At 74.1% G+C, this 22596-nt stretch carries 25 protein-coding genes; 7 read left to right on the forward strand and 18 right to left on the reverse strand.

The window, feature by feature from the left end:
* Positions 1–14 precede the first annotated feature (14 nt).
* From FMM08_RS11815 to FMM08_RS11825, 3 genes are read left to right on the forward strand one after another with little or no spacing between them, the layout of a single operon-like run.
* Positions 15–389: an STAS domain-containing protein gene (locus FMM08_RS11815; protein ID WP_147926544.1), complete on the forward strand. Its 375-nt coding sequence runs from the start codon at positions 15–17 to the stop codon at positions 387–389.
* Positions 390–434: 45 nt separating this feature from the next.
* Positions 435–1253 (forward strand): ANTAR domain-containing protein, encoded by an 819-nt coding sequence (locus FMM08_RS11820; RefSeq protein WP_222710687.1) that lies wholly within the window; start codon positions 435–437, stop codon positions 1251–1253.
* Positions 1250–2014 (forward strand): GAF and ANTAR domain-containing protein, encoded by a 765-nt coding sequence (locus FMM08_RS11825; RefSeq protein ID WP_147926545.1) that lies wholly within the window; start codon positions 1250–1252, stop codon positions 2012–2014. The genes FMM08_RS11820 and FMM08_RS11825 overlap by 4 nt, the downstream gene beginning before the upstream one ends.
* Before the next feature lie 66 nt (positions 2015–2080).
* Here FMM08_RS11825 and FMM08_RS11830 read toward each other — a convergent pair whose 3' ends face one another.
* The 8 genes from FMM08_RS11830 to FMM08_RS11870 form a co-directional block, all read right to left on the reverse strand.
* On the reverse strand, positions 2081–2656 hold the full coding sequence (locus tag FMM08_RS11830) for a hypothetical protein (protein ID WP_187279709.1): 576 nt from the start codon (positions 2654–2656) through the stop codon (positions 2081–2083).
* A gap of 104 nt (positions 2657–2760) precedes the next feature.
* Positions 2761–3261 (reverse strand): hypothetical protein, encoded by a 501-nt coding sequence (locus tag FMM08_RS11835; RefSeq protein ID WP_147926546.1) that lies wholly within the window; start codon positions 3259–3261, stop codon positions 2761–2763.
* 149 nt (positions 3262–3410) lie between these two features.
* The gene (locus FMM08_RS11840) at positions 3411–3992 is read right to left on the reverse strand and encodes a hypothetical protein (protein WP_147926547.1); all 582 of its coding nucleotides are present in this window, start codon (positions 3990–3992) and stop codon (positions 3411–3413) included.
* On the reverse strand, positions 3989–4612 hold the full coding sequence (locus tag FMM08_RS11845; protein WP_187279710.1) for a DUF6286 domain-containing protein: 624 nt from the start codon (positions 4610–4612) through the stop codon (positions 3989–3991). Before FMM08_RS11845 ends, FMM08_RS11840 begins: the two co-directional genes overlap by 4 nt.
* A complete protein-coding gene (locus FMM08_RS11855) occupies positions 4609–5001 on the reverse strand; it encodes an Asp23/Gls24 family envelope stress response protein (protein WP_187279711.1) in 393 nt (130 codons plus the stop codon). Before FMM08_RS11855 ends, FMM08_RS11845 begins: the two co-directional genes overlap by 4 nt.
* Positions 4988–5170 (reverse strand): DUF2273 domain-containing protein, encoded by a 183-nt coding sequence (locus FMM08_RS11860; protein WP_147926551.1) that lies wholly within the window; start codon positions 5168–5170, stop codon positions 4988–4990. The genes FMM08_RS11855 and FMM08_RS11860 overlap by 14 nt, the downstream gene beginning before the upstream one ends.
* Complete coding sequence (locus tag FMM08_RS11865; protein WP_147926552.1) at positions 5167–5532, reverse strand: hypothetical protein; 366 nt, start codon at positions 5530–5532, stop codon at positions 5167–5169. The genes FMM08_RS11860 and FMM08_RS11865 overlap by 4 nt, the downstream gene beginning before the upstream one ends.
* Positions 5529–6026, reverse strand: coding sequence for an Asp23/Gls24 family envelope stress response protein (locus tag FMM08_RS11870; protein ID WP_147926553.1), 498 nt, complete (start codon positions 6024–6026; stop codon positions 5529–5531). Before FMM08_RS11870 ends, FMM08_RS11865 begins: the two co-directional genes overlap by 4 nt.
* Before the next feature lie 522 nt (positions 6027–6548).
* Between FMM08_RS11870 and FMM08_RS23955 the strand changes: the two genes are divergently transcribed.
* Positions 6549–8534, forward strand: a complete 1986-nt coding sequence (locus tag FMM08_RS23955) for a SpoIIE family protein phosphatase (RefSeq protein ID WP_147926554.1) — start codon at positions 6549–6551, stop codon at positions 8532–8534.
* A 5-nt stretch (positions 8535–8539) separates the two neighbouring features.
* Here FMM08_RS23955 and FMM08_RS11880 read toward each other — a convergent pair whose 3' ends face one another.
* From FMM08_RS11880 to FMM08_RS11890, 3 genes are all read right to left on the reverse strand, one after another.
* Positions 8540–8884, reverse strand: coding sequence for an STAS domain-containing protein (locus FMM08_RS11880; protein ID WP_369431706.1), 345 nt, complete (start codon positions 8882–8884; stop codon positions 8540–8542).
* Positions 8885–9004: 120 nt separating this feature from the next.
* The gene (locus FMM08_RS11885) at positions 9005–9637 is read right to left on the reverse strand and encodes a hypothetical protein (protein WP_147926556.1); all 633 of its coding nucleotides are present in this window, start codon (positions 9635–9637) and stop codon (positions 9005–9007) included.
* A gap of 86 nt (positions 9638–9723) precedes the next feature.
* Positions 9724–10842 (reverse strand): acyl-CoA desaturase, encoded by a 1119-nt coding sequence (locus FMM08_RS11890; RefSeq protein ID WP_147926557.1) that lies wholly within the window; start codon positions 10840–10842, stop codon positions 9724–9726.
* Positions 10843–11216: 374 nt separating this feature from the next.
* Here FMM08_RS11890 and FMM08_RS11895 point away from each other — a divergent pair, with 374 nt between their 5' ends.
* Positions 11217–11963 carry a TetR/AcrR family transcriptional regulator gene (locus tag FMM08_RS11895; RefSeq protein WP_222710688.1) on the forward strand — a complete coding sequence of 249 codons (747 nt, stop codon included), beginning with the start codon at positions 11217–11219 and terminating at the stop codon, positions 11961–11963.
* Between the two features lie 107 nt (positions 11964–12070).
* On the opposite strand, the gene FMM08_RS11900 is transcribed toward FMM08_RS11895, so the two are convergent.
* Together FMM08_RS11900 and arsB are read right to left on the reverse strand one after the other, a co-directional pair.
* The gene (locus tag FMM08_RS11900) at positions 12071–12520 is read right to left on the reverse strand and encodes an arsenate-mycothiol transferase ArsC (RefSeq protein ID WP_147926558.1); all 450 of its coding nucleotides are present in this window, start codon (positions 12518–12520) and stop codon (positions 12071–12073) included.
* Positions 12517–13644, reverse strand: a complete 1128-nt coding sequence (gene arsB / locus FMM08_RS11905) for an ACR3 family arsenite efflux transporter (RefSeq protein ID WP_147926559.1) — start codon at positions 13642–13644, stop codon at positions 12517–12519. Before arsB ends, FMM08_RS11900 begins: the two co-directional genes overlap by 4 nt.
* A 135-nt stretch (positions 13645–13779) precedes the next feature.
* Here arsB and FMM08_RS11910 point away from each other — a divergent pair, with 135 nt between their 5' ends.
* Both FMM08_RS11910 and FMM08_RS11915 read left to right on the forward strand, forming a co-directional pair.
* Positions 13780–14232, forward strand: a complete 453-nt coding sequence (locus FMM08_RS11910; RefSeq protein ID WP_147926560.1) for an ArsR/SmtB family transcription factor — start codon at positions 13780–13782, stop codon at positions 14230–14232.
* A gap of 26 nt (positions 14233–14258) precedes the next feature.
* The gene (locus tag FMM08_RS11915; RefSeq protein WP_147926675.1) at positions 14259–14741 is read left to right on the forward strand and encodes a GNAT family N-acetyltransferase; all 483 of its coding nucleotides are present in this window, start codon (positions 14259–14261) and stop codon (positions 14739–14741) included.
* Positions 14742–15488: 747 nt separating this feature from the next.
* Here FMM08_RS11915 and FMM08_RS11920 read toward each other — a convergent pair.
* The 5 genes from FMM08_RS11920 to FMM08_RS11940 are packed head-to-tail and all read right to left on the reverse strand — an operon-like array spanning position 15489 to position 22410.
* Positions 15489–17210, reverse strand: a complete 1722-nt coding sequence (locus FMM08_RS11920) for a glycosyltransferase family 39 protein (RefSeq protein ID WP_147926561.1) — start codon at positions 17208–17210, stop codon at positions 15489–15491.
* Positions 17207–18850, reverse strand: a complete 1644-nt coding sequence (locus tag FMM08_RS11925) for a glycosyltransferase (RefSeq protein ID WP_147926562.1) — start codon at positions 18848–18850, stop codon at positions 17207–17209. The genes FMM08_RS11920 and FMM08_RS11925 overlap by 4 nt, the downstream gene beginning before the upstream one ends.
* Positions 18847–20181, reverse strand: coding sequence for a family 8 glycosyl hydrolase (locus tag FMM08_RS11930; RefSeq protein WP_147926563.1), 1335 nt, complete (start codon positions 20179–20181; stop codon positions 18847–18849). Before FMM08_RS11930 ends, FMM08_RS11925 begins: the two co-directional genes overlap by 4 nt.
* Positions 20171–21637, reverse strand: coding sequence for a glycosyltransferase family 4 protein (locus tag FMM08_RS11935; protein WP_187279713.1), 1467 nt, complete (start codon positions 21635–21637; stop codon positions 20171–20173). The genes FMM08_RS11930 and FMM08_RS11935 overlap by 11 nt, the downstream gene beginning before the upstream one ends.
* Positions 21634–22410, reverse strand: coding sequence for a dolichyl-phosphate beta-glucosyltransferase (locus FMM08_RS11940; protein ID WP_147926565.1), 777 nt, complete (start codon positions 22408–22410; stop codon positions 21634–21636). The genes FMM08_RS11935 and FMM08_RS11940 overlap by 4 nt, the downstream gene beginning before the upstream one ends.
* Positions 22411–22596: the final 186 nt, after the last annotated feature.

The following is a 22596-nucleotide window of genomic DNA, read 5'->3' on the forward strand; positions in this document are numbered from 1 at the left end:
CGGACGGAACTGCCATGACCTCCCCGGTCCCTCCCGCCCCTGACAGCTGGGTGAGCACCGACCAGCGCCTCGCCGCCGGTGCCGCCCTGAGCCCTCCCGGGGGGCCGCCACCCGTCGTGCACCTGCGCGGCGAGCTCGACCTCGCCACCGAGGCCAGCACGCGGGCCGCGCTGCAGCTGTGGACCTCCACGGGCGCACTGCACCTCGTGGTGGTCACCAGCGCGGTGACCTTCGTCGACTGCGCCGGCCTGCGACCGCTGCGCGAGGTGGCCGCCGCGCTGGCCGTCCGCGGGGGGTGCGTCGAGCTCTCGACGCCTTCCCGCAGCGTGGTGCGGCTGGTGCGGCTCTCCGGCGCCAGCACCGGCCTGGCCCTGCCCGGCGCGAGGTAGGGGTGTCCCGACCCCCGTTCGCGCGCGGACCCGCAGACTGCGACGGTGAGGGCGTGCCCGCACCCGCCAGCCGCGCAGCCGCTGGCGGTGAGCGTGGTGGGGCTCATCGGTGACCAGCTCTCCGCGGCGATGAGCGGATCCGGGCTGGCGGCCGCTGACAGCCTCTGCCGCGCCTGCGTCGCGCTGCTGGACGTCGACGGCGCCGCCATCACCGTGGTCGACCGCGGCCAGTCCCGCGGCACCTTCGGCTCCTCGAGCCCGCTCAGCAGGCGGCTGGACGAGTACCAGTTCACCTACGGCGAGGGACCGTGCCTCGACGCGGTCCGCCTGAGAGCGCCCGTGCTGGTCCCCGACGTGGGGGACCCGGTGGCGCAGCGGTGGCCCGCGTTCACCGCCAGCCTCCAGGAGGCCGGCGTCGAGGCCATCTTCGCCCTGCCGGTCGCCGTCGCCGCGGCCACCGTGGGTGCCCTCGACCTGTTCCGCCACACCGCCGGTCCCCTGGACGGGCGCAGCCTGGAGGGGGCGCTCGCGGCGGCCCGGCTCGCCTCCTCACCGCTGCTCGACGTCGAGGAGGGGCTCGCGCGGCGGGCGGCGGCCGGTGTCGACGACGAGGAGCCGGCGGCCGCGTGGGCGGAGCTGGCGTCCCTGGAGCGCACCGAGGTGTACCAGGCCACCGGCTTCCTCATCGCCCAGGCGGGCCTGTCGTCCGTGGAGGCCCTGCTGCGGCTGCGGGCCCGCGGGTACACCACCGGCCAGACGGCCAGCGAGGTCGCCTGGGACGTCCTGGAGGGCCGTCTCTCCCTGGACCACGACGGTTCGTGGCAGCGTCACGCACGAGGCACCGGAGAGCAGGAGTCGCGATGAGCACCCGCAGCGAGCAGGACGTCGCCGGCTCCTTCGTCTCCCTGGCCACCGCGCTGGCCACCGGGGCCGACGTGGTGGAGCTGCTCGCGGAGCTCACCGAGGACTGCGCCCGCCTCCTCGACGTCGACTCCGCGGGCCTGCTGCTGGCCGACGGCTCGGGCGTCCTCCACGTGCTCGCCGCCACGTCGGCGGACACCCGCGAGCTCGAGGTCTTCCAGACCCAGCGGGTGGAGGGCCCCTGCCTGGACTGCTACCGGTCGGGTGAGGTGCTGAGGGTGCCCGACCTGGAGGGGCAGGCGCAGCGCTGGCCCGCCTTCGCCGCCGTCGCGCTCGGCATGGGCTTCTCGTCGGTGCACGCCGTGCCGATGCGGCTGCGTGCGCGCAGGCTCGGCGCCCTCGGGCTGTTCGGCCGGCGCAGCGGCGCCCTCGACGACAGCGACCTCAGCCTGGGCCAGGCGCTGGCCGACGTCGCCAGCGTCGCGATCGTGCAGAACAGCAGCGCACCGGCGCCGGCGGAGGACGACGCCGTCCTGGAGTCGCACCTCCAGGACGCCCTGCGGGCTCGTGTCGTGGTGGAGCAGGCGAAGGGCGTGCTGGCGTACTCGGGCTCGATCAGCATGGCGCAGGCGCACGCGCAGCTGCGCGGCTACGCGCGCGACCACGGGCTGCGCCTGAGCGACCTCGCCGCCGGCGTGGTCGAGCGCCGGACGCCGGTCAGGTCCGTGCTGGAGCACCGCAGCTCCACCGCTGACCTCCCCTGAGGCGGGGAGGACCGGGGCGGAGCTGCGGTGGGCGGCCCAGGGGCCGCCGCGGCCCCCGGTGCCGGGTCAGCTGCTGCGGCGCACCAGGCGGTGCCACCCGGCGGCGTCGCGGGCCTCGGGTGAGCCGGCGTCGCGCGCCTGCTGCTCACCCTGCTGAGCGCTCAGCGCCATCACCACGGCCATCACGGAGGGGATGAGCCACTGGAGGGCGCGCAGCTGCTGCTGGGCGGCCTTCACACCGGTGGGCGTCTCCGCTGCCGGGACGACGCCGCTGACCGCGGGAACGGCTCCGTCGGCTGCGAGCTTGCCGCCCAGCACCCCCGCCCAGGCGGTGGCTCCGGCGGCCACGACCGTCAGCACCAGCTTGGTGCGGGTGTTCACGGCGACGTCCTGGCGGGTGGCGGCGCGGTCGCGGTTGGCCAGGAGGATGCCCAGCCCCCCGAGGAGGTGAGCGCCTGCCCCGACGGCCTGCAGCGGGGTCCAGCGCGCCCAGCCGGCCGTGGCCACCGGGATGCGGTCCACCGGGTCGGTGACCGCCTTCGAGGCGCCGTTCAGGCCCACGGCACCCATGAGGTTGCCGCCGAACCAGGCAGCTCCCCCGAGGTCGTGGAGGATGCGGCTGGTCGTCTGGAGAGTGGTCATGGAGCTCCTCGGGGCGGGGGTGGTGGGACGGCAGGAGGCCGGGCCTGGGAGGGGGCGCGGCGCCGCCGGTGGTCCAGGTCGGCGGGGACGCGGCCCGCCGGGGGTCAGCGGTCCGAGCGGCTGCGGCCGTCGTCGCCCTCGATCTCCTTGGCGAGCAGGCCCGAGCCGAAGGCCCACAGGGCGGCACCGACGATGCCGACGTAGACGCCGATCTGGGCGGCGAGGTCGTCACCGCGCTCGAGGCCGCCCATCGGCTGGACGGCGAAGGCGATGCACTGGAGCGTGGCGGCCAGGCCGACCGCCATCGAGACCAGGGTCAGCCCGCGGTGCTGGCCGCGACGGGCGCGGGAGGCGGCGTAGAGCATGGCCAGCAGCAGGCCCAGGCCCAGGTAGGCGATGAAGGGGACCAGGGAGTCCGAGGCGTACCCGGTGCGCGGGTCGCCCTCCCCGGAGGGGTCGACCCAGTTCATGAAGGGGGAGGCGTTGAACACCACGATCCCCAGCCCGGCGACGGCGAGGCCTGCTTTGCCGGCGCGGCGGTCGTCCTCGACCCGCTCGGCCCCGCGGGGTGAGCGGGCGGAGGAGGAGTTGGTGTCGGTCGTCATCAGGGGTACCTCGTTCTGAGAGCGGCGTGCTTCTCAATGCGGGTCCTGGCACCGACGTGTGCTTCCACTGTCGCAGAGGAACCGGCCCGCGGCGACCGGGCGCCGCGGGCCGCCACCCGACCCCGACGCGTCCCCCGAGCCGTGACGGGTCAGCGGACCCTGGCCGCAGCCCGGTCGCGGCGAGCGATCCGCACCCGCACGCGGGAGCGCACGTCGTCGCGGCCGAGCACCCGCGCCAGGTCGCTGCTGACCCCGTCGATCCCCGCCGACAGCGCGGCGAGGTCGGTGCGGGGGCCCGCTGTCACGCTCATGTCGGCGACCACCTGCCCGCGCACCTCCCTGAGCCGGCCCGAGGAGGCCCTCACGCCGGGGAGCTCACCGAGCACCTCGGCCGCAGCGGCGACCGCTGAGCTGCCGTCGACGGTGGACCGCCCGCCCCGGCCGGACCCGGGCAGGCGCAGCGGGCCGACGCGGGTGCTCGGCAGGTGCGCCAGCAGCCACCACAGGCCCAGCAGCGCCAGCACCGCTCCTGCCGCGGTGGAGGTCCACCGCCACCAGCTGGTGGCGGTGACGTCGTCGAGGGGGGTGGTGGACAGCTGCTCGGGTGCCGCGGACCACACGCGCGTCAGCTGTCCCGCTCCCCACAGCACCGCGGCCGCACCCAGGGCGAGCAGGACCAGGGCGACGAGGACGGCGGCGGTGCGGTCCCAGCCCAGCACGCGGCGGCTCACGAGGTCCTCCCCGAGCGCTGCGGGCCGCCGGTGGCCGCGTGGACGCGGACCCGCGGCGGAGCGGTGAGCGCCGCCAGGGACCCGGCGACGGCGGAGGCCACCCGGGCGCGGACGTCACCGCCCCCACCGCCGGAGGCACCTCCGGTGGTCGTCACCTCGACCACCACCGTACGGCGCGTCGCCGAGGCCGACGCGTCCAGGACGCCGTCGACGTCCTCGGCGGCAGCGCGTGCGCGGCGCGCCACGTCGGCGGGCAGCAGGTGGGCACCGCTGCACCCGGCCAGCGCGAGCACTCTGCGGGTGCGCCGGCGCAGCGCGACCACCAGCAGGGCCAGTCCCAGCAGCACCAGCGCCACGCCGGCGGCGACCACCCAGGGGGCGCGGGTCAGTCCGTCGACGGGGGTGGTGGCGCTGGTCAGCCACGACTGCTGACCGCCCGGCCAGCCGGTGCCACCTCGGGGGGCGAAGACGCCGTCCCGCAGCAGCACGAGGCCGATCAGGGCCAGCAGCAGGGCCAGCAGGGGACCGACCCACCCGATCGGACCGGCGCCGGTGCGCGCAGCAGCGGCCCGCAGCGGCGCTGGCCCCGTCGTCGTCGGGGTCGTGGGGTCGGCGCTCACGAGACGCGCCTGTGCTCGCCGCGGTCGTCCCGGGGGCGCACCACGGCGACCACGGCGACGCTGACGGCGCCGGTGCTCAGCGAGGCCATCGACGCCAGCTGCGCGGTGACGGCGGAGCGCACCGCGTCGGCGGTGTCCGCGGCGGCGCGGGGCCACACCGAGGCGACCTCGACCTCCACGTCCACCTGCGTGCCGGCCCTGGCCACCTCCACGCGAGGGAGGTCGCGGCCCAGCGAGCCGGAGACCACGCCGCTGGTGCGGCTGGCGGGGGCCACACCGGGTGCGGTCAGCACGGCGGCGCGGACCAGGCGGGAGACCGCGCGGTCGGCCACGGTGAGGCGGCCGCGCCCACCGGGCTCGTCACCGCCCTCGCCGTCAGCCGCGGCCACGGCCCGACACCGCCTCGACGACGTCGATCCTGCCGGAGGCCTGTGCCGCGACCAGGCCGCCGACAGCGCCGAGGAAGACGGCCAGGGCGAAGGCCGACCAGCCGCCGACCGCCGCGGCGACGGCCAGCAGGAGGCCGGCGATGACGCCCTGCATCACGGGTGTGCTCATGGGTGCTCCCCTTCGAGTGGGGTGTCGAGGTCGGTGCGGTCCGCCAGGTCGGCGACGGTGACGTCCACCGGCAGCGGAACGAGGGTGCCCACCGCGCGGCGGACCCGTGCGGCGAGGGCCGCGAGGTCGGTGCGCAGGCCGCGGACGGGTGCCGCCACCACGCACACCTCCACCGACGGCCGTCCGCCGTCGGTGCGCACGGCGACCCCGGTGACCCGCCGGCGGGGCAGGTAGGTGGCCACCGTTCCGGAGGGGCCCGCGTGCAGGGCAGCCACTCCGGGCACCGCGAGGACGACCTCGGCGACCAGTTCGGACAGGTCCGGCGCCTCGGTGGCGGTCGGGGCGGCCGGTGGGGTGCTCACTGGACGCGGGTCTGCCGCGGGGTGCTCCCGCGGTCGTCCGGGGACGAGGAGTCGTCGTCCTCGGACGGGACGTGGACGTCGTTGACGGCGATGTTGACCTCGGTGACCTCGAGCCCGGTCATCCGCTGCACGCTGGTGACGACGCTGCGGCGCACGGAGCCGGCCAGGTCGGCGATGGCCACGCCGTACTCGGCGATGAGGTCGATGTCGACGGCTGCCTGCGTCTCCCCGACCTCCACCGAGATGCCCTGGGAGTGGTTGGTGCTGCCCCCGGGGATGCGCTCGCGCAGGGAGCCCATGGCGCGGGCGGCGCCGCCGCCCACGGAGTGCACCCCGCTGACCTCGCGGGTGGCGATCCCCGCGATCTTGGACACGACCGTGTCGGCGATGGTGGTGGTGCCCGCGCGGGTGGCCAGCTCGACGTCCCTGCCGCCGTTGGCGGACGAGGCGCCGGCGCTCGAGGTGCGGGGACCGGGGGTGGGGGTGCTGGACATGGTGTCCTCCGTGGTCTGTGCGGTGGTCGGTGTGCGGTGGGTGGGCCGGCCGAGGGCGGGACCCGTCCGGGTCGGCTGCGCGGTCAGCGTCGACCGAGCTCGCTGGGCGTTCGGGGCTCTGCGGGGTGTGCCCCCGGGAGCGCGACCCCACCAGCTGCCGCAGGACCGGGGAGGGGCTCAGCAGCTTCCGGGCTGGGCATCGTCGACTCCCCGTGCCGTTCGGGCCGGTGCAGCGGCTGCTGCTCTGGCGGCGCGGACCGTCCGGGCCCCGGTGCTCTCCGGTGGCGGCGGGGCCATGGCCTCGCGGGTGCCGGGGAGCACTGTCGGTGCTCATCACCGGGGCCGGGGCGATGGGGCGATCTGGGTGTGGTGCCACGATCCCGCTGACGACCCGCCCCCGCAACCGGAGCAGCCCGCTCGCCGGGCGGTGGGTCGCCGACGTGGCGTGGAGATCGCCGGCGACCACCCCGGGGGCGTCTGCCGCGGCGGTGCTTGACGCACCGCGCAGGATGGTCGTTCGTGGTGAGCCGCGAGAACCTCCGCAGCGTCTTCGACGCGCTGCCCTTCGCGTGCGTTCTCCTGGACACCGACCTGGTGATCGTCCAGGTCAGCGGCGTGTACGCGACGACCATGGGGATGACCCGCGAGCAGCTGGTGGGCCGCCACCTGTTCGACGCCTTCCCGCGGTCGGACGCCGCCGAGGAGGCGGTCCGCCGGGGAGCGGTGGACCCCGTGGTGCTGGTGAGGGCCTCCCTGCAGCGGGTGCTCGACACCGGCCAGCCGGACCCGGTGCCGCTGCAGAAGTACGACCTGCCCGACGCCCGCAGCCCCACCGGGTTCAGCGAGCGGTGGTGGAGCTTCACCACCTTCCCCGTCACCGAGCCGCTCACGGCCGCAGCGGCTCCCGCGCTCGCTCCCGTGCGTTCGGGAGCACAGGGCTCCGAGACAGCCCCCGTGCGCGTGAGCGGGCTGCTGCACCTCACCGAGGACGTGACCGACGAGGTCGCGCGGCGCACCGGCCTGCCCGCCGGCGCCCTGCAGGCCGTCGCCGAGGAGGTCCAGCGATCCACCGCCCTGCTGCGCGGACGGACCCGGGAGCTGGAGGCGGACCTGTACGCCCGCGCGGTGCAGGTGCAGGCCCTCACCGCTGCCCGTGAGACCGCCGCCTCCCGTCTGGCCGGCTTGGCCCGGACCGCCCTGGCGCTGGCCGAAGCGCGCTCGGTGCAGGACCTCACCGACCAGATCAGCGACCAGGGACTCGCTGCCCTGGGCTGTGACGGCGGGGCGGTGGCCATCTTCACCCCCGGGGACGCCACCACGATGGACCTGACCATCACCGACGGTTTCGGGGAGGCGACCCAGCGCGACTACGCGCGGCTGCCCTCGGACAGCCCTCTGCCAGCCTGCGTGGCGGCCACCACCGGACGCACGGTCCTGCTGCACGACGCCGCAGCAAGCACCGGGTGGGGTCCTGAGATGGGCGCGGTCATGGCGTCCAGCGGCTCCCAGGCCTTCGCCTGCCTGCCGCTGACCGCCGGAGGACACCGGCTGGGGGCGCTCGTCGCCGGGTGGCGAGACCCGCAGGTCTTCGACGCCGAGCAGGTGGAGCTGCTGTCGGCCTTCGCCGCCCAGTGCGCGCAGGTGCTGGACCGCCTGCTCGTGGCGGAGGCGGAACGTGCAGCGGCCCTGGCGGCTGCCGCGGCGTGGGAGACCCTGCAGCGGTCCCTGCTGACCGCTCCCCCCGAGCCCGACCACGCCCAGGTGGTGGTGCGCTACCGTGCCGCCGCGCGTGCAGCCCAGGTCGGCGGAGACTGGTACGACGCCTTCATCCAGCCCGACGGGTCTTCGGTGCTGGTCATCGGGGACGTGATCGGCCACGACACCATCGCCGCCGCCGCGATGGGGCAGGTGCGCACCATGCTGCGCTCCGTGGCCGCCCACACCGGGGAGGGCCCGGCGGCGGTGCTGACCGCCACGGACCGGTTGCTGCGCACCCTCATGCTCGAGACCTCCGCCACAGCGCTGGTGGCGCGTCTGGAGCAGAGTCCGGACGAGCGGGCGCGTGGTGTGAGCCGGGTGCGCTGGTCCAGCGCGGGTCACCTGCCGCCCCTGCTGATCGACGGCCATGGCGCGGTGACGCTGCTGGGCGCGATGGGCGCCGACCTGATGCTGGGCGTGGATCCCCAGACCCCTCGTCACGAGTCCGAGGTGACCGTCGACCGCGGCTCCACGCTGCTGCTGTACACGGACGGGCTGGTGGAGCGGCGCGGTGAGTCCCTCGAGGTCGGGCTGGAGCGGCTGCGGCTCGCGGCGGAGGACCTCGCGGCCGCTGGCGCGGGTCTGGACGACCTCGTGGACGGGTTGCTGGTGCGACTCGTCGACGTCCAGGGGGAGCGCGCGGATGACGACGTGGCGCTGATCGCCGTCCGGCTGCACCGCCAGGACCGGCCTCGGCCGGCCGAGGCCGGTCCCCGCTCGCTCCCGGAGGACGTCGCGGCTGACGGCTGAACGGCTCAGGCTGTGGCCGCCTCCACGTCCGGGAACACCTCCAGGACGGCGGCCAGCCCGGTGACGGACAGCATCATCTGCAGCTGGTCGGAGGTGCCGGTCAGGCGCAGCGCGCGACCGCTGCGCTTCGCCCGCTGGTAGCCACCCACCAGGACGCCCAGTCCGGTGGAGTCCATGAAGGCCACCTGCAGCAGGTCGATCACCACTCCGCGGGGGGAGGGGACGGGTGCCGGGGGCAGCAGCGCTCTGATCGCTTCGGCGAAGGTGTCAGCGGTGAAGAGGTCGACCTCACCTGCGGCCCTCAGCACCGCCCATCCTGAGTGTTGACGGCTGTCGAGCACGAGTCCCACGACTGCTCTCCCTGGTGCTGCGACCGGCGCGGCGACGTCGATGGGCCCGACTCCTCCCGGGCGGGAGGCGGGTGCCGCCTCGATGTCGACCGCGCGGCAGGCGTCGAGGGGGCGGACTCGTCAGAGGGGTGGATCGACGGGAGCGACGGGGCGGACCCGGGCGTCTCGAGTGCCGTCGTCACGCTCCTCAGGCGTCCCACCACCGTCGTCGGACCTGAGGAGCAGAGCTGCCTGCCGGCGCGCTGCTGCGGCGTCGCGGCGGGCGCTGGCGGCGCGCCTGCGGTCCTCGCGGGCCTCCTGGCGGTCGCTGGCGGCCCAGTCCCGCGCCACGGCGGCGTGGTGGCGCTCGATGGCCCCTGCTCCCCGCTCTGCCGGCAGGTGGGGGCTCAGCCTGGCGAAGGCGTCGCGCCCCACCGCCCGGGTGTCCCGGGCCTCGGCGGCGCGGTCGCGGCGGTCCGCCACGACGTCCAGGGCGTCAGCGACCTCGTCGAGGCGGTCGGCGACGTCGTCGATCTCGTGCGCGAGGCTTCGGCGCCTCGCGCTGGAGTGCGTGCCCGCGAGGACCACCTGCAGGTCGCGGGCCCGCGTGCTGAGGCGGTCCCGCTCCTGCAGGAGCAGCAGCGTGGTCAACCGCTCGGCGGTCCCGTGGTGGTCGGCCACCTCGCCCTGGCCGGCGGGCTCACGCAGGCCGGTGACCGGATCGCGCGGCGGTGGCGCGTCCTCGTGGGAGCCTCCGTGCCGGTGTTCGCCCATGCGGGGCACGGTAGGCGCGTCCTCGGCTGATCGCTGGGTCAGCGTGAGGCCGATGACGCCGGCGGGGACGGTGGGGGTGCGGTTCGTCATGCGCGCAGGTGGGCTGCGGACTGGCAGGTGAACGGGTCTCCGGCCTGGAGGCCGACCCGGTTGAGGTGGCCGATGATCGAGCGGTAGGACCCGACGAGGGTCTGCTCGGTGTAGGCGATGCCGTGCTCGGCGCAGAAGGCGCGCACGATCGGCTGCACGCGTCGCAGGTTCGGCCGGGGCATGCTCGGGAAGAGGTGGTGCTCGACCTGGCGGTTCAGCCCGCCCATGGCGAAGTCGACCCACGCGCCGCCGGAGACGTTGCGGGAGGTGAGCACCTGGCGGGACAGGAAGTCGAGCCGGGCACCGCGGGCGATGACGGGCATGCCGACGTGGTTGGGGGCGAAGGCGCCTGCCATGCACACGCCGAGCACGGCCAGGTGCACCCCGACGAAGGCGAGCGCCTGCAGCGGTGCCATCACCAGCAGCAGCCCGGTCAGGTACAGCCCCCAGTGCGCTGCCAGCAGGGTCACGTCGGTCCAGCGGCCCTTGGCGCCGCGCGCCACCAGCGCACGGGCCGAGGCGACGTGCAGGTTGGCCCCGGCCAGCAGGAGCAGGGGCAGGAAGAGCCAGCCCTGGTGGCGGGTCAGGCGCGCCCTCAGGCCGCGGCGGCTGCGCGCCTCCTCCTCGTGGAAGGCGACGACGGTGGACTCGATGTCGGTGTCCTTGCCCAGCTGGTTGGGCGCGCCGTGGTGCTTGGAGTGCTTGCGCATCCACCAGCCGTAGCTCAGGCCCGCGAGCAGTCCGGCGAAGATGCGGGCGGCCCAGTCGTTGCCGCGGGCGGACTCGAAGATCTGGCGGTGGGCCCCGTCGTGCCCGAAGAAGGCGAACTGGGTGGCCAGCACCCCCACCGCCACGGCCAGCAGCAGCTGCCACCAGGTCTCGCCGAGCAGGACGACGGCGGTGACGACGGCGGCGGCGACCGCGGTGGCAGCCGCGGTGCGGACGGCGTAGTAGCAGCGGCGGCGGGCCATGAGGCCGGCGGCCTGGACGCGGGCGGACAGGGCGGCGTAGGTGCTGACGGCACGCTCTCGCGGTCGCTGCGTCCTGGGGTGCGGCCCGGCCGGTGCCTGCTCCGGGAGGGCGGGGTCCGGACCGGTGCGGGTGGTGGTGCTCATGAGGACCTCCTGGTCCGGTCGTCGAGCTGGAGCTCCGGCGCACCGGGGCCCTGCCGGGCACGGCGGTGGGGCTGCGGCGGTCGTGGTGCTCCGCGCTGCTGGGTGGCGTCACCAGCAGCGCGGAAGAACGTGGGGTGCCCTTCGAGGCGAGCAGCCGCCAGGACGGACCAGGTTGCTACTACAGCGTCCGTCTACAGTGTAGACGCTACCTGTAGGAGCGTGGTTCTGCGAACGCGGCTAGGGTCGACGGGACGTCGCCGCGGGTCTCGCAGTGCCGTGGTGGTCGCACCTGGCGGCTCGAGCCGACCGAGGGGGCGACGTCCGTGGCAGCTACCAGCTCTGAGCCGACCGTGCCCGAGCACGAGGAGGGGACCGTGCCCCCGTCCGGGTCGTCGCGCCGCGCAGGTGGCACAGCCGGAGCGCCGGGACGGACGGCGCTGAGCCGCGAGGTGGTGCTGTCGGCCGCGCTGGACCTGGTCGACTCCGAAGGTCTCGACGCCCTGACGATGCGGCGCCTGGGCCAGCGCCTGCACCGCGATCCCATGGCCCTGTACCGCTACGCGGCCAACCGGGACGCGCTGCTGGACGGCGTGGTCGAGCTCGTGCTCGCCCAGCTCGAGGTCCCCGCCGTCACCGACCTGGCCGGTGTCGGCGGGTCTGAGGTCGAAGGCCCGGGTGGCTGGCGGGGTCAGCTGCGCGCCACCGCGCACGCCTTCCGGCGCCTGGCCCTGTCGCACCCCCACGTCGTGCCGCTGCTGGTGACGCGCCCGCTGGCCACACCGCTGGGGCTGCGACCCCTCGGCACGCTGCGCCCGCTGGAGCAGCTCCTCGAGCTGCTGGTCGCCGCCGGTTTCGACCCCGTCGACGCGCTGCACGTCTACCGCATCTTCTTCGGGTTCCTGCACGGCCACGTCCTCAACGAGCTGCAGGAGCTGGTCGCCGCCCCCGAGGAGGACGACGACGTGCTGCGCCTGGGGCTGCACCGCCTGCCGCTCAGGGAGTTCCCCCGAGTGCGCTCCCTGGCCAGCGCCCTGGCCGACTTCGACGGGGCGCACGAGCTCGACAAGGGTCTGGACGTCCTCCTGGACGGCTTGGACCTCCACCTCCACCCCCGGGCCTGAGCAGCCACCTCCGGCGAGTCCGCTCGTCGCTCCCGGTACGACATCCCCCGGTGGTCGGTCCCGCCGCGACCTGAGCGCCGAGGTCGCGGCTGGTCACTCGATGCGCCTCAGCTCGCCGAAGCCGCCAGCTCCTGCACCAGCGCGTCGGTGCGGGCCGCGATGTCGTCGCGGATGAGGTTCATGCGTTCCACGCCCTCGATCCCGCGCTGCGAGGGCTCGTCGGTCTCCCACACCTCGACGGGCGTGCCGCCGACGGGGTCGACGTGAGCTTCTCTGCCGAGGACGACGACGAGGTCGGCGGCGCGCACGTCGTCGTCGGTGAGCTGGCGGGTGCGAGAGGTGGAGATGTCGATGCCCACCTCAGCCAGGCTCGCCACCGACAGAGCGTTCAGCTCGTCCCCGGCTCGGGTGCCTGCAGAGGAGACCCGTACGTCCAGGCCGTGGCGTTCGGCGCTCTGTCGCATGAGGCCCGCGGCCATCTGGGACTTCCCGCCGTTGCGGACGCAGACGAAGAGCACGCGGGGCGCGGTGGTGGCGTGGGTCTGGTCAGGGGTCATCGAGGGCTCCGAGAGGTCGCGGCTGCCGGGGGGGCGGTGGGGTCGTTCGGGAAGAAGCGGTGCCCGGCCCACAGCGCCACGTAGACCAGCGCCACGAGCACCGGCACCTCGATGAGGGGGCCCACCACGCCGGCCAGGGCCTGGCCGGAGGTGACCCCGAAGGTGCCGATGGCGACGGCGATGGCCAGCTCGAAGTTGTTGCCGGCCGCGGTGAAGCTCAGCGTGGTGGTGCGGGCGTAGTCCATCCCGATCACCCGGCCGAGCAGGAAGCTGCCGCCGAACACGAGGACGAAGTAGGCCAGCAGCGGCAGCGCGATGCGCGCCACGTCACCGGGGGCGGAGGTGATGGCGTCGCCCTGCAGGGCGAAGAGCAGCACGATCGTGAAGAGCAGCCCGTACAGGGCCCAGGGCCCCAGGCGGGGCAGGAAGCGCTGCTCGTACCAGTCCCGACCCTTGGCCTGCTCCCCGAGGGTGCGGGTCAGGTAGCCCGCTACCAGGGGGATGCCGAGGAAGACCAGCACGCTGACGAGGATGGCGGCGACGGAGAAGTCCGCGCTGGTGGTGGGCAGGCCCAGCCAGGTGGGCAGGACCTGCAGGTAGAACCAGCCGAGGGCGGCGAAGGCGAGGATCTGGAAGACGGAGTTGAGGGCCACCAGCACCGCAGCGGCTTCGCGGTCACCGCAGGCCAGGTCGTTCCAGATGAGGACCATGGCGATGCAGCGGGCCAGGCCGACGATCACCAGGCCGGTGCGGAACTCGGGCTGGTCGGGCAGCAGCAGCCATGCCAGGACGAACATCAGCGCTGGGCCGGCGACCCAGTTCAGGACCAGGGAGGCGATGAGGAGCTTGCGGTCGCCGGTGACGCGTCCGAGCTGGGTGTAGCGGACCTTGGCCAGGACCGGGTACATCATCACCAGCAGGCCGAGGGCGATCGGCAGGCTCACCGAGCCCACCTCGAGAGCGGACAGGGCGTCGTCCAGTCCGGGGACCAGGCGGCCGAGTGCCAGGCCGAGGGCCATCGCGGCGATGATCCAGACCGGGAGGAGCCGGTCGAGCGTCGACAGGCGTGCCAGCACCGGGGCCTGGGAGCCAGCGGCGGGGCGCTCGGAGGCGACGTCGCTCATCCAGCGCACTCGACGGTGTCGAGCGTTCGGGTGGTGGGGGCCACGGTCGTCCTTCCGTCCGGCCAGCAGTGGTGGTCGATGTACCGGTGGGACCGTGGCACAGGCATCGATGAGCGTCAACATAGACAGTCATGAATGCCTGGTGGCAGACTCCCTGCCGTGGTGACGGCCGTGCAGCTCAACCGCTCCGCTCCGGACGCGCTCGACTCCCCACCGGATGCCGTCGGCGCGGTGGCGTGCTGCGCGCCCCTGGTCCGAGAGCCGCTGAGCGCTGATGACGCCGTCGCCCTGGCGCGCACGCTGAAGGCGATCGCTGACCCAGCGCGGTTGCGGCTGCTGAGCCTGGTCGCAGCCCACGACGGCGGGGAGGCGTGCGTGTGCGACCTCGTCGAGCCCCTCGGCCTGTCCCAGCCGACGGTGAGCCACCACCTCAAGGTGCTGGTGGAGGCTGGCCTCCTGGCCCGGGACAAGCGGGGGGTGTGGGCCTACTACTCCCTGGTCCCCGGAGCGCTGGACTCCCTGGCCGGGGTCCTCACCACCGGATGGGCCGAGCGCTCGCCGAGCGTCTCGCGGGCAGCCCCGAGGTGAGCCACGAGGACGCGGTGGTCCGCCCCATGACCGAGCAGGACTGGCCGTCGGTCGAGGCCATCTACGCCGCGGGCATCGCCACTGGACACGCCACCTTCGAGACCGCCCCGCCCAGCTGGCGCGACTTCGACGCCGCCAGGGCCGAAGAGCACCGCTTCGTCGCCGTCGACCCCGGGGGGCGGGTCCTGGGGTGGGCTGCAGTCGTCACGGTCTCCGACCGCTGCGTCTACGCCGGTGTGGTGGAGCACTCCGTCTACGTCGCCCCCGCCGCCCGAGGGCGTGGCGTGGGCCGGCTGCTGCTGGACGAGGTCATCGCGTCCACCGACGCCGCGGGCGTGTGGACCGTCCAGTCCGGCGTCTTCCCGGAGAACACCGCCAGCCTGGCCCTCCACGCTGCCGCGGGCTTCCGCACCGTCGGGGTGCGCGAGCGGCTCGGGCTCATGAGCCACGGCCCCTGGGCGGGACGCTGGCGGGACGTGGTCCTGCTGGAGCGTCGCAGTCCCGCCTGACGTCCCGACCGAGACAGCGCCCTCACCGCTTCGCCGGCGACGTGCACCCCGCCGGCTGCGCAACCGCCCTCGCGGGCCACGGCGACCAGCGCACCGACACGCTCACCGCCGTCATCGGGTGCGCGAGCGTCCTCGCAGGTGCGTCTCGACGCAGGCCCATCGGATCGCCGCCTCGCCCCGCGGTCACAGAGGCGCCCGGAGCTCGGCGACCACAGGGTTCCCCGCAAGAGGATCATCGCACGGACACGGAACACCTGTCCTGGGACGGCCCGAGCGTCGATCGGTCGACCAGGCGGTCCTGGGTGTGGATCGCCGGGCGGGGAGGCGCCGTCAGCCAGTTCTCCACCCGCGCTGGTGCCGGAGCCTGCGGACGCACCGACGCCCCAGGCGCCGACCTGGGCCGGAACGACTGCACCACCGGAGCGGACGTCCTACCGGTGGTCACCCTCCTCACCCCGCCGCATGAGCAGAACGGGCACCGAGCCGACGTCCGGCAGTCCGGCAGGTCCGGTCCACCGCTGACGACGGCGTGGACGGCTCTCCGGTCTTGAATGACCGCTCGACGCGGCGGCCGTGGCCATCCGTCCGCGACAGAGCGAGCGAGCCGCGTCAGTGATGGGTCTCCGCTCCGCGGTCCACCGACGAGTGCGGCGAGCAGGTGCACCGTCGGCGGCTTCGACTGGGCGACACGGGTGGTGACGAGCCCCTCCTCGTCACCACCCGTGTCTCTCCAGCAGGTCTCGGCCCTCAGCCCTGGCCGCCCCTGACGACAGCAGGGCCCACCACCTGCGTGAGCGGCTGGGTCAGCTGCAGCCCGCCCACCGGCTCGAGCTGGTCGTAACCGACCCGGTATCCGACGATCTTCATGCCGGGAGTCAGGTCCTCCTCGTAGACCTTCGCGTAGTTCTCCTGGAAGAAGTCCGCGATGTCGGTCTCGTAGCCCTGGTCGTAGCTGAGCAGCAGGTAGATCCGCTGGTGCCCTGACGCGAGCGCGTCCACCTGGTCGGGCAGGGCTGCCGCGTCGAAGGCGGGGATCCCACCGCGCCGGTCCCACCCGGGCAGCGTGACCACCTTCGCGTCGCCGTCGTAGTACTTCTCGAAGGGCCAGATGGTGAACGGCGAGGAGACCACCACGAGGTCGGACGGCGTCGCCTTCTCCCCGAGCAGCTGCGCGGCGCCGCGGTAGTCCTCCTTCACCGGCACGTCGGTGCGGACGGCCTCCGCGACCGTGGCTGTGGCGGTGAGCGCGAGGACCACCGCGGCGGAGACCACCGCGAAGCGAGGGCGCATGGCCGCGACGAAGGCGACCACCAGCAGCACCACGGCTGGCAGCGCCGCGATCATGTACCGCGACAGGAAGAACGGCGAGATGACGTGGCTGAGCACGAACGCCAGCAGCACCGGACCGAAGGCTGCAGCCACGACCGCCCCCAGCTCGCGGTCCGGGCGGCGAGCCACCCGCACCACCAGCAGCGCGGCGAGCATGAGGAGCGGCCAGGTGGCCACGAGCGCGGAGTTGGCGCTGTCGGGGAGGAAACCGCCGAGGAACTGCGAGTAGACGTTGGTGAAGTCCACCGACGACGGCGACGGCAGCTGGGGGCGTGTGCCGGAGGCCGAGCCCTCGGCGCGGAAGTAGGCCAGCCACGGCAGCAGTGCCAGGGCGACGAGCACGGCGCTGCCCGCCATGCGCCCCAGACCGCGCCAGCGCTCGCGCGAGGAGACCACGAGGAAGACCAGGCCCTCCACGACGAGCACGAAGAGGAAGAAGTAGTGGGTGTAGGCGCCGACCACCGCCGTCAGCGCGAAGCCGGTCCAGTCACCCGCGTTCCCTCGCCGCAGGACCCGCAGGAAGAAGAGCTGGCTGAGCAGCGTGGCGAAGACGAGCATCGTGTACATGCGCGCCTCGTTGCCGTACCAGTTCATGAAGGGCGACAGGGAGAAGACCGCCACCGCGAGCAGCGCCCAGCGGGTGCGCAGCATCCGGCGGGCCAGCAGGTAGAGCACCGGCAGGCAGGCCAGGAAGAACACCATCGACAGCGCGCGGGCCGTCTCGACGTCTCCGCCGAACGCCAGGCGCCAGGTGCGCAGGAGGAGGTGGTAGCCCGGGACGTGGACGTCCTGGGCCACCTCCTTGAGCATCGCCCCGTAGGTGCGGTCGGTCTGCTGCATGCTCTGCGACTCGTCCAGGCGCAGGCTCTGGTCGGCGAGCCACAGGCGAGACACCGTCAGGACGGCCACGGCGCAGACCAGCTGCACGGCGGCCACCACGACGAGGCGGTGCCGGTGGAGGGCGTCGTCCACGCGGCGGGTCGCGGCGGCCGCGCTCCGGCGGGCCGACGCCCACCCCGAGGGTCCCGTCCCGAGGACGCTGCCCGGGCGGCCCTGGACGGGCGCGCCGGGAGCGGCGCGGTCCTGGTCGGCGGACGGAGCGGTCGCCCCAGCGGGCGAGCCGAGCGCGGTGCTGGTCAACGGGCCTCCTCGAGGACGGGACGGGCCGTCTGGACGCGCTCGCGCAGGTCGACGACGTCGGGGGCGCCCTGCGGGCGGGGGGCGCGCCGCGGTGCGGCGGCGAGCACGAAGGGCACCGAGACGGCGATGTGCACGCACAGCCAGGCGGCGTTGGCGATGAGGGAGGGGGACAGCCCTTCCCTCGCCAGGCCCACGGCCAGCGCCGCTGCACCGATGCCCGCGTAGGCGACGTTCGGCAGCACCAGGCGCAGGAAGTTGGCCTGGCCGCCGTCTCCGACGTCCTTGCTGGTCACCGCGAAGGTGGTCCGCCGCTTGGTGAGCACGGCGACGAGCGCGGTGAGCTGCAGCCACCAGGAGGACAGCGAGAAGGAGATCGCCTGGAAGCTGTAGGAGGCCGCGCTGGTGCGCTGCAGCACGTACAGGTTCAGCCAGATGTAGGGCAGGAAGACCAGTGCCAGCGTCATCGTGGAGGTGACGATCGGCGTCTGGCCGGTGAAGAGGTAGATGACCGGCAGCAGCGTGGAGGCGAGCACGACGACGCCCGACAGGTAGTAGGCGGCCGAGGACAGGTACTGCAGCCGCTGCCCCCAGCTGAGACCGCGGCGCAGCAGCGGGTTGTAGGAGAAGACCACCTCGAGGCTGCCGCGCGTCCACCGGAACTGCTGCTTGTAGTAGTTGAGGAAGTCGTCCGGGGCCAGGCCCTGGGCGAGCACCTTCGGCACGTAGACGCTGCGCCACCCCGCGTCGTGGACGAGCAGGGAGGTGAGGAAGTCCTCGGCGATGCTCGTCTCGCACATCCCGCCGGCCTCCGCGAGGGCGGTGCGGCGGATGGCCATGTTGGTGCCGCACATGAAGGCGGAGTCGACGCGCGACTTGCCGGTCATGATGGGGCCGAAGAACAGCGTCTGCTGCTGCCACGCGGTGCGGGTGACGCGGTTGTCGCGGTGGTTGGCGTAGTACTGCGGGGTCTGGACGAAGCCCATGCGCTCGTCGGTGAAGTACCCCATGACCTCGGCCAGGAAGGTGGGTGCCGGCACGTGGTCGGCGTCGAAGACCACCACGAAGGGACTGTCGGTGCGCGCGAGGGCGTGGTTGATGTTCCCCGCCTTGGCGCCACCCGGGGTGGTGCGCGTGAAGCACTCGACGCCCAGCTCCTCGGCCAGCACCTCGATGTCGCGCCAGTCCTCCTTGCGCGCCACCAGACCGTCGTTCAGCAGGTGCACCCGCACGGCACCTCGGTGCTCCATGGCCAGCGCCGCCAGCGCCGTCCGGCGGACCACGTCGACCGGCTCACCGCACACGGTGATGAAGACGTCGACGTCGCCGTCGAAGTCCGGGTCGAACGCGCGGTCGCGGTCGGTCGCCCACACGGTGTGCACGTAGCTGGCGATCTGGAAGAGGTGGAACACCTCGGTGAGCGCCAGCGTCCAGAACAGCAGCGCGTTGCCGTGCTGGAACGCGAAGCAGATCATCACGAAGTAGGCGACCGCCAGGACGAGGTTCAGCGTGAGGACGACGCGGCTCGGCACGTGCTGCAGGAACGCGGTCTCCTCGGGCGCCAGGGCGTCCGGTGCGACGGCAGCCCCGTGAGCGCGCGGACGCTCGTGAGGCTCGCGCAGGTCCAAGGTGCTGTCGGTCACGGCAGGTCCCTCCCTCGAGGGTCGTTGAGGTCGGGGAGCTGGTCGAGGTGCAGCGCCATGCCGAACCACGCCCAGTTGGCGTCGTAGTAGCCCAGGCCGGGCTTCGCCGCGCGGGTGTCGGGGTCGTACAGCGGCAGCAGCTCGGAGCGGTACACCTCGCGCGCCAGCACCGGGCGCGCCACCTCCAGCGCGGCCAGGGCACCGCCGTACATCGCGGTGGAGGCGTAGTCGACGGCCGGCGTGCCGTCGTGGGAGTAGACGGCGGCCCAGCGCCCCTCGGTCTCCCAGGCCTCGCCCAGCACGGAGGCCTGCTGCTCCAGCAGCGCCCGGGCCCGCGGCTCGTCGTTCCAGCGCGCGTCCAGCGCGAGGCGCCACGGCAGGCGCAGCGCCTCGAAGCCGAAGTCGGTGGTGCTGCCGGTGGTCGTGGTGATGCCGGTGGCCGCTGAGGCAGCGCCCGTCGTGCGGTCCAGACGCACCCAGTCCGGCGCCAGGGCGCCCTGCGCCCGCCCTCCCAGCGGGTCGGCGGAGACCTGCTGCAGCACGTCGTAGCTGCTGTTCACGAGGCCGTTCCAGTCGTGCCGGGGGGCCACGCGGGAGAAGGCCCGGTAGGCGTAGGGCGCGAAGTAGGAGGGGTTGACCAGCACCGAGGCGGTGTCGTTGCGCTCGAGGTCGTTCGCGGTCAGCACCGGACGCCCCGCGACGTCCACCACCTCGTACTGCCACACCGCGTCGATCAGCGGCAGTGCGTCGTAGAGGTAGTCGTCGTCCTGCCAGCGCGAGTACGCCATGAGCAGCGAGAAGGCCACGTCCACGTCGGCGTCGCTGGCCGCGTTCTGACCGCCCTGGTCGTTCTGGATCCCGTAGGTGCCGTCGGCGCGGGGTCCGAAGCGCCACGACAGCAGGCGGTCGGGCCGCTGGAGGTTGTCCTTCGTCCACTGCCAGGAGGTGTCGAAGGTGGCGCGGTCGTCGCTCCAGACCGCGCGCATCATCGTGTAGCTCTGGCCCTCGGAGGTGGTGATCCCGCCCTGGGAGGGGTCGAGGGTGCGCCCGGTCCCCTGCTCGATGAACCCGGTCTTGTACGAGGCCCACATGTCGGCCAGGGCGGTGTCCTCCGCGGGGACCATCGGGGTGTCGTCAGCAACGCGCTGCACCGCCTGCCGGACACCGCCTGTCAGCTGCAGGGCGACGGCCAGCACCAGCACGAGGGCGACGGCGACGGCGCCGGCCGTCAGCCAGCCGCGGGTGCGCGAGCGTCGCGGGTCGTGCTCGGGCTGTCTGGGAGCGTCCTGCGAGGGCGCCGGTCCGGCGCCCTCGACCTGGTCAAGCGACATCGAGGCCTCCGGGTCGGTGGGGCTGCGCGGGGCGCGCAGCGGTGCTGGTCAGGTCCACGACGTCGGCGTGCCGGGCCACCAGCAGGCTGATCGAGGGGTCGTGGGCGTCGACGTCGAGGCGGCTGAGCAGCCCGAGGGCGTCCACCTCGTCAGCGCCGGGCAGCAGGGCGCGCACCCGGTCGTCCTGGACGAGCCACCGGTCGCCGCGTCGGCTGGTGGCGTCGGGCCGCCAGCCCTCGGGCAGCACCGCGCGCGGCAGGTCCACCACCACGGAGACGTCGTTCGCGGCGCGTCGCTCGGGGCGGCCCCAGCTGCGGGAGGTGCGCTCGTGCTCGGACACGAGGGCGGCGAGGACGCCGTCGGCGGTACGACGCCAGGTGAACCGGCGCGCCCACGCGCGCGCGCCGGACCGGAGCCTCTCGGCGGTGGCCGGGTCGGCGAGCTCTGCCAGGGCGCGGTCGAGGGCGGTGGCCAGGACCGCCACGGAGTCCGCACCGTCCACGGTGGAGTCGTCGACCAGCCAGCCGGTCTCCCCGTGGCGCACCGTGTCGCGGGCACCAGTGGCGCGGCGCGCCAGTGCAGGCACTCCTGCGGCGTTGGCCTCCAGCAGCGACAGCGACCAGTCGCCGCCGTCGGACGCGCTCACCGAGAGCCACGCCGACGCCAGCACGGCGTCGCGGTCTGCGTCGGAGAGCCGGCCGTGGAAGACGACCGGCGCGCTCAGCTCTGCAGCGAGACGCTCCAGGCGCTGCCGGTCGGTGCCGTCGCCGACCAGGTGGAGCTCGAGGCCGGGGTGCGCCGGCACCACGCGGGCCACGGCGCTCAGGAGCGTGTCGAGCCGCTTGTAGGGCGACAGCCTCCCCACGACCACCACTCGGGGACGGGGGGCGGCTGCCGAGGCGACGTCCTGCGTGTCCGCGCCGCCGGGCACCACGCGGACCGGGCCGCGCAGGTGCAGGCGGCGCCGGACGGCCTTGCGGGTGGACGGGGAGAGCACCACCACGTTGCGGCGCCCGTAGACGCGTCGCGTGGCGGGACCCTCGAGCCACGCGGCGAAGCGAGCGGCCACCCGCGGGAAGGAGCGGGTGAACAGGTCCTGGTGGACGTGGTGCACCAGCAGGACCACGGGGGTGTCCCCGGCGACGACCGGGGTGAAGAACGGGATGCCGTTGGCGGAGTCGACGACCCCGTCCACCTGGCGGCGGTGGCGCAGCAGCCACGCCATCGCCAGGGGGTAGACGGTCATCCAGCTGCCCATGCGCCGCACGGCGTACCCGTCGACGACCTCTCGCGCCGGCGTCCCCGACGGGCGGCTCGTCACCAGGGTGACCGCGTGGCCGTCCGAGGCCAGCTCGCGGGCGACCCGCTCGCAGTACAGCTCGGCACCGCCCGCAGCGGGGTGGCGGCGGTCGCGCCAGTTGAAGACGGCGATGCGCGCCGTGCGCGGTGCGCTCACGCGACGCGAGCCAGGGACGAGCGAAGCGCCCGCACCTCGGACAGGATCCGCGGGCCGTGCGTCCAGAGGCTGAAGGACGAACCGGCAGCGTCGTCGGTCCACTGGACCGGGACCTCACGGACGGGGTACCCCAGGCGGGTGGCGATCGCGAGGACCTCCACGTCGAAGGCGAACCCCGATCCGGTGACGCGCGGGAAGATCGCTTCGGCGGCCTCGGCGGAGAAGAACTTGAAGCCGCACTGGGAGTCCACCACTCCGCCGGTCAGAGGGCTGGTGAAGGCGCGGAAGGCCAACGACCCCAGGCGGCGCACGAGGGGCTGCGCCACCACGTAGGAGGCCCCGGGGGCTCGGCGCGACCCGATGACGATCGGGTCGCCCTGCTGCAGCTGCTCCACCACGGGAACGATGAGCGACGGCGGGGTCGACAGGTCGGCGTCGCAGAAGCCGCGCCAGCGGGCGGTGCTGGCGAGCAGGCCCCGGCGCACGGCCGCGCCCTTGCCCTGCCGGGAGCAGCCGATGAGCCGCAGCCGCGCGTTGCCCGGGGCCGTCTCGGCGGCGACGTCGACCACTTCGGCCGTGCGGTCCACCGAGCCGTTGTCGACCACCGTGACCACCACCGACAGCGGCAGTTCGGCGACCTGCGCCAGCAGAGCGGTGAGGGTGGGGCCCAGCCGGGCCTCCTCGTTCCACACGGGGACGACGACGTCGAGGTCGGCGGTCCAGTGGGAGGTGCGCTCCTCGTGCAGCGCGGTGGTGTGCAGGGGGCTGCTCATGTCGATCACCTCGTGGTCGTGGGCCCTGGAGCGGGGCAGGGCGGACGGCGGGAGTGGTAGGTGGTCTGGGAGGCCCGAGGTCTGAGCCACACCGTGTTCGGAGCTGTCCGAGGCCTGGTTTGCCCTGATCAGCGGCTTTCGTCCGGCGAGCAGCGGCGTGCGGCACAGCGGCGCGGTGCTGCCGCG

This window comes from Quadrisphaera setariae, from assembly GCF_008041935.1.
GTDB classification, from domain to species: Bacteria; Actinomycetota; Actinomycetes; order Actinomycetales; family Quadrisphaeraceae; genus Quadrisphaera; species Quadrisphaera setariae.

Excerpts from the sequence above, each read along its gene's own strand:
- FMM08_RS11915 (WP_147926675.1), top strand. The coding sequence starts at position 14,259 with ATGACCGAGCAGGACTGGCCGTCGGTCGAGGCCATCTACGCCGCGGGC.
- FMM08_RS11900 (WP_147926558.1), bottom strand. The coding sequence starts at position 12,520 with ATGACCCCTGACCAGACCCACGCCACCACCGCGCCCCGCGTGCTCTTC.
- FMM08_RS11890 (WP_147926557.1), bottom strand. The coding sequence starts at position 10,842 with ATGAGCACCACCACCCGCACCGGTCCGGACCCCGCCCTCCCGGAGCAG.
- arsB (WP_147926559.1), bottom strand. The coding sequence starts at position 13,644 with ATGAGCGACGTCGCCTCCGAGCGCCCCGCCGCTGGCTCCCAGGCCCCG.
- FMM08_RS11815 (WP_147926544.1), top strand. The coding sequence starts at position 15 with ATGACCTCCCCGGTCCCTCCCGCCCCTGACAGCTGGGTGAGCACCGAC.
- FMM08_RS11825 (WP_147926545.1), top strand. The coding sequence starts at position 1,250 with ATGAGCACCCGCAGCGAGCAGGACGTCGCCGGCTCCTTCGTCTCCCTG.
- FMM08_RS11830 (WP_187279709.1), bottom strand. The coding sequence starts at position 2,656 with ATGACCACTCTCCAGACGACCAGCCGCATCCTCCACGACCTCGGGGGA.
- FMM08_RS11885 (WP_147926556.1), bottom strand. The coding sequence starts at position 9,637 with ATGGGCGAACACCGGCACGGAGGCTCCCACGAGGACGCGCCACCGCCG.
- FMM08_RS11930 (WP_147926563.1), bottom strand. The coding sequence starts at position 20,181 with ATGTCGCTTGACCAGGTCGAGGGCGCCGGACCGGCGCCCTCGCAGGAC.
- FMM08_RS11860 (WP_147926551.1), bottom strand. The coding sequence starts at position 5,170 with ATGAGCACACCCGTGATGCAGGGCGTCATCGCCGGCCTCCTGCTGGCC.
- FMM08_RS11870 (WP_147926553.1), bottom strand. The coding sequence starts at position 6,026 with ATGTCCAGCACCCCCACCCCCGGTCCCCGCACCTCGAGCGCCGGCGCC.
- FMM08_RS11910 (WP_147926560.1), top strand. The coding sequence starts at position 13,780 with ATGCCTGGTGGCAGACTCCCTGCCGTGGTGACGGCCGTGCAGCTCAAC.
- FMM08_RS11940 (WP_147926565.1), bottom strand. The coding sequence starts at position 22,410 with ATGAGCAGCCCCCTGCACACCACCGCGCTGCACGAGGAGCGCACCTCC.
- FMM08_RS11835 (WP_147926546.1), bottom strand. The coding sequence starts at position 3,261 with ATGACGACCGACACCAACTCCTCCTCCGCCCGCTCACCCCGCGGGGCC.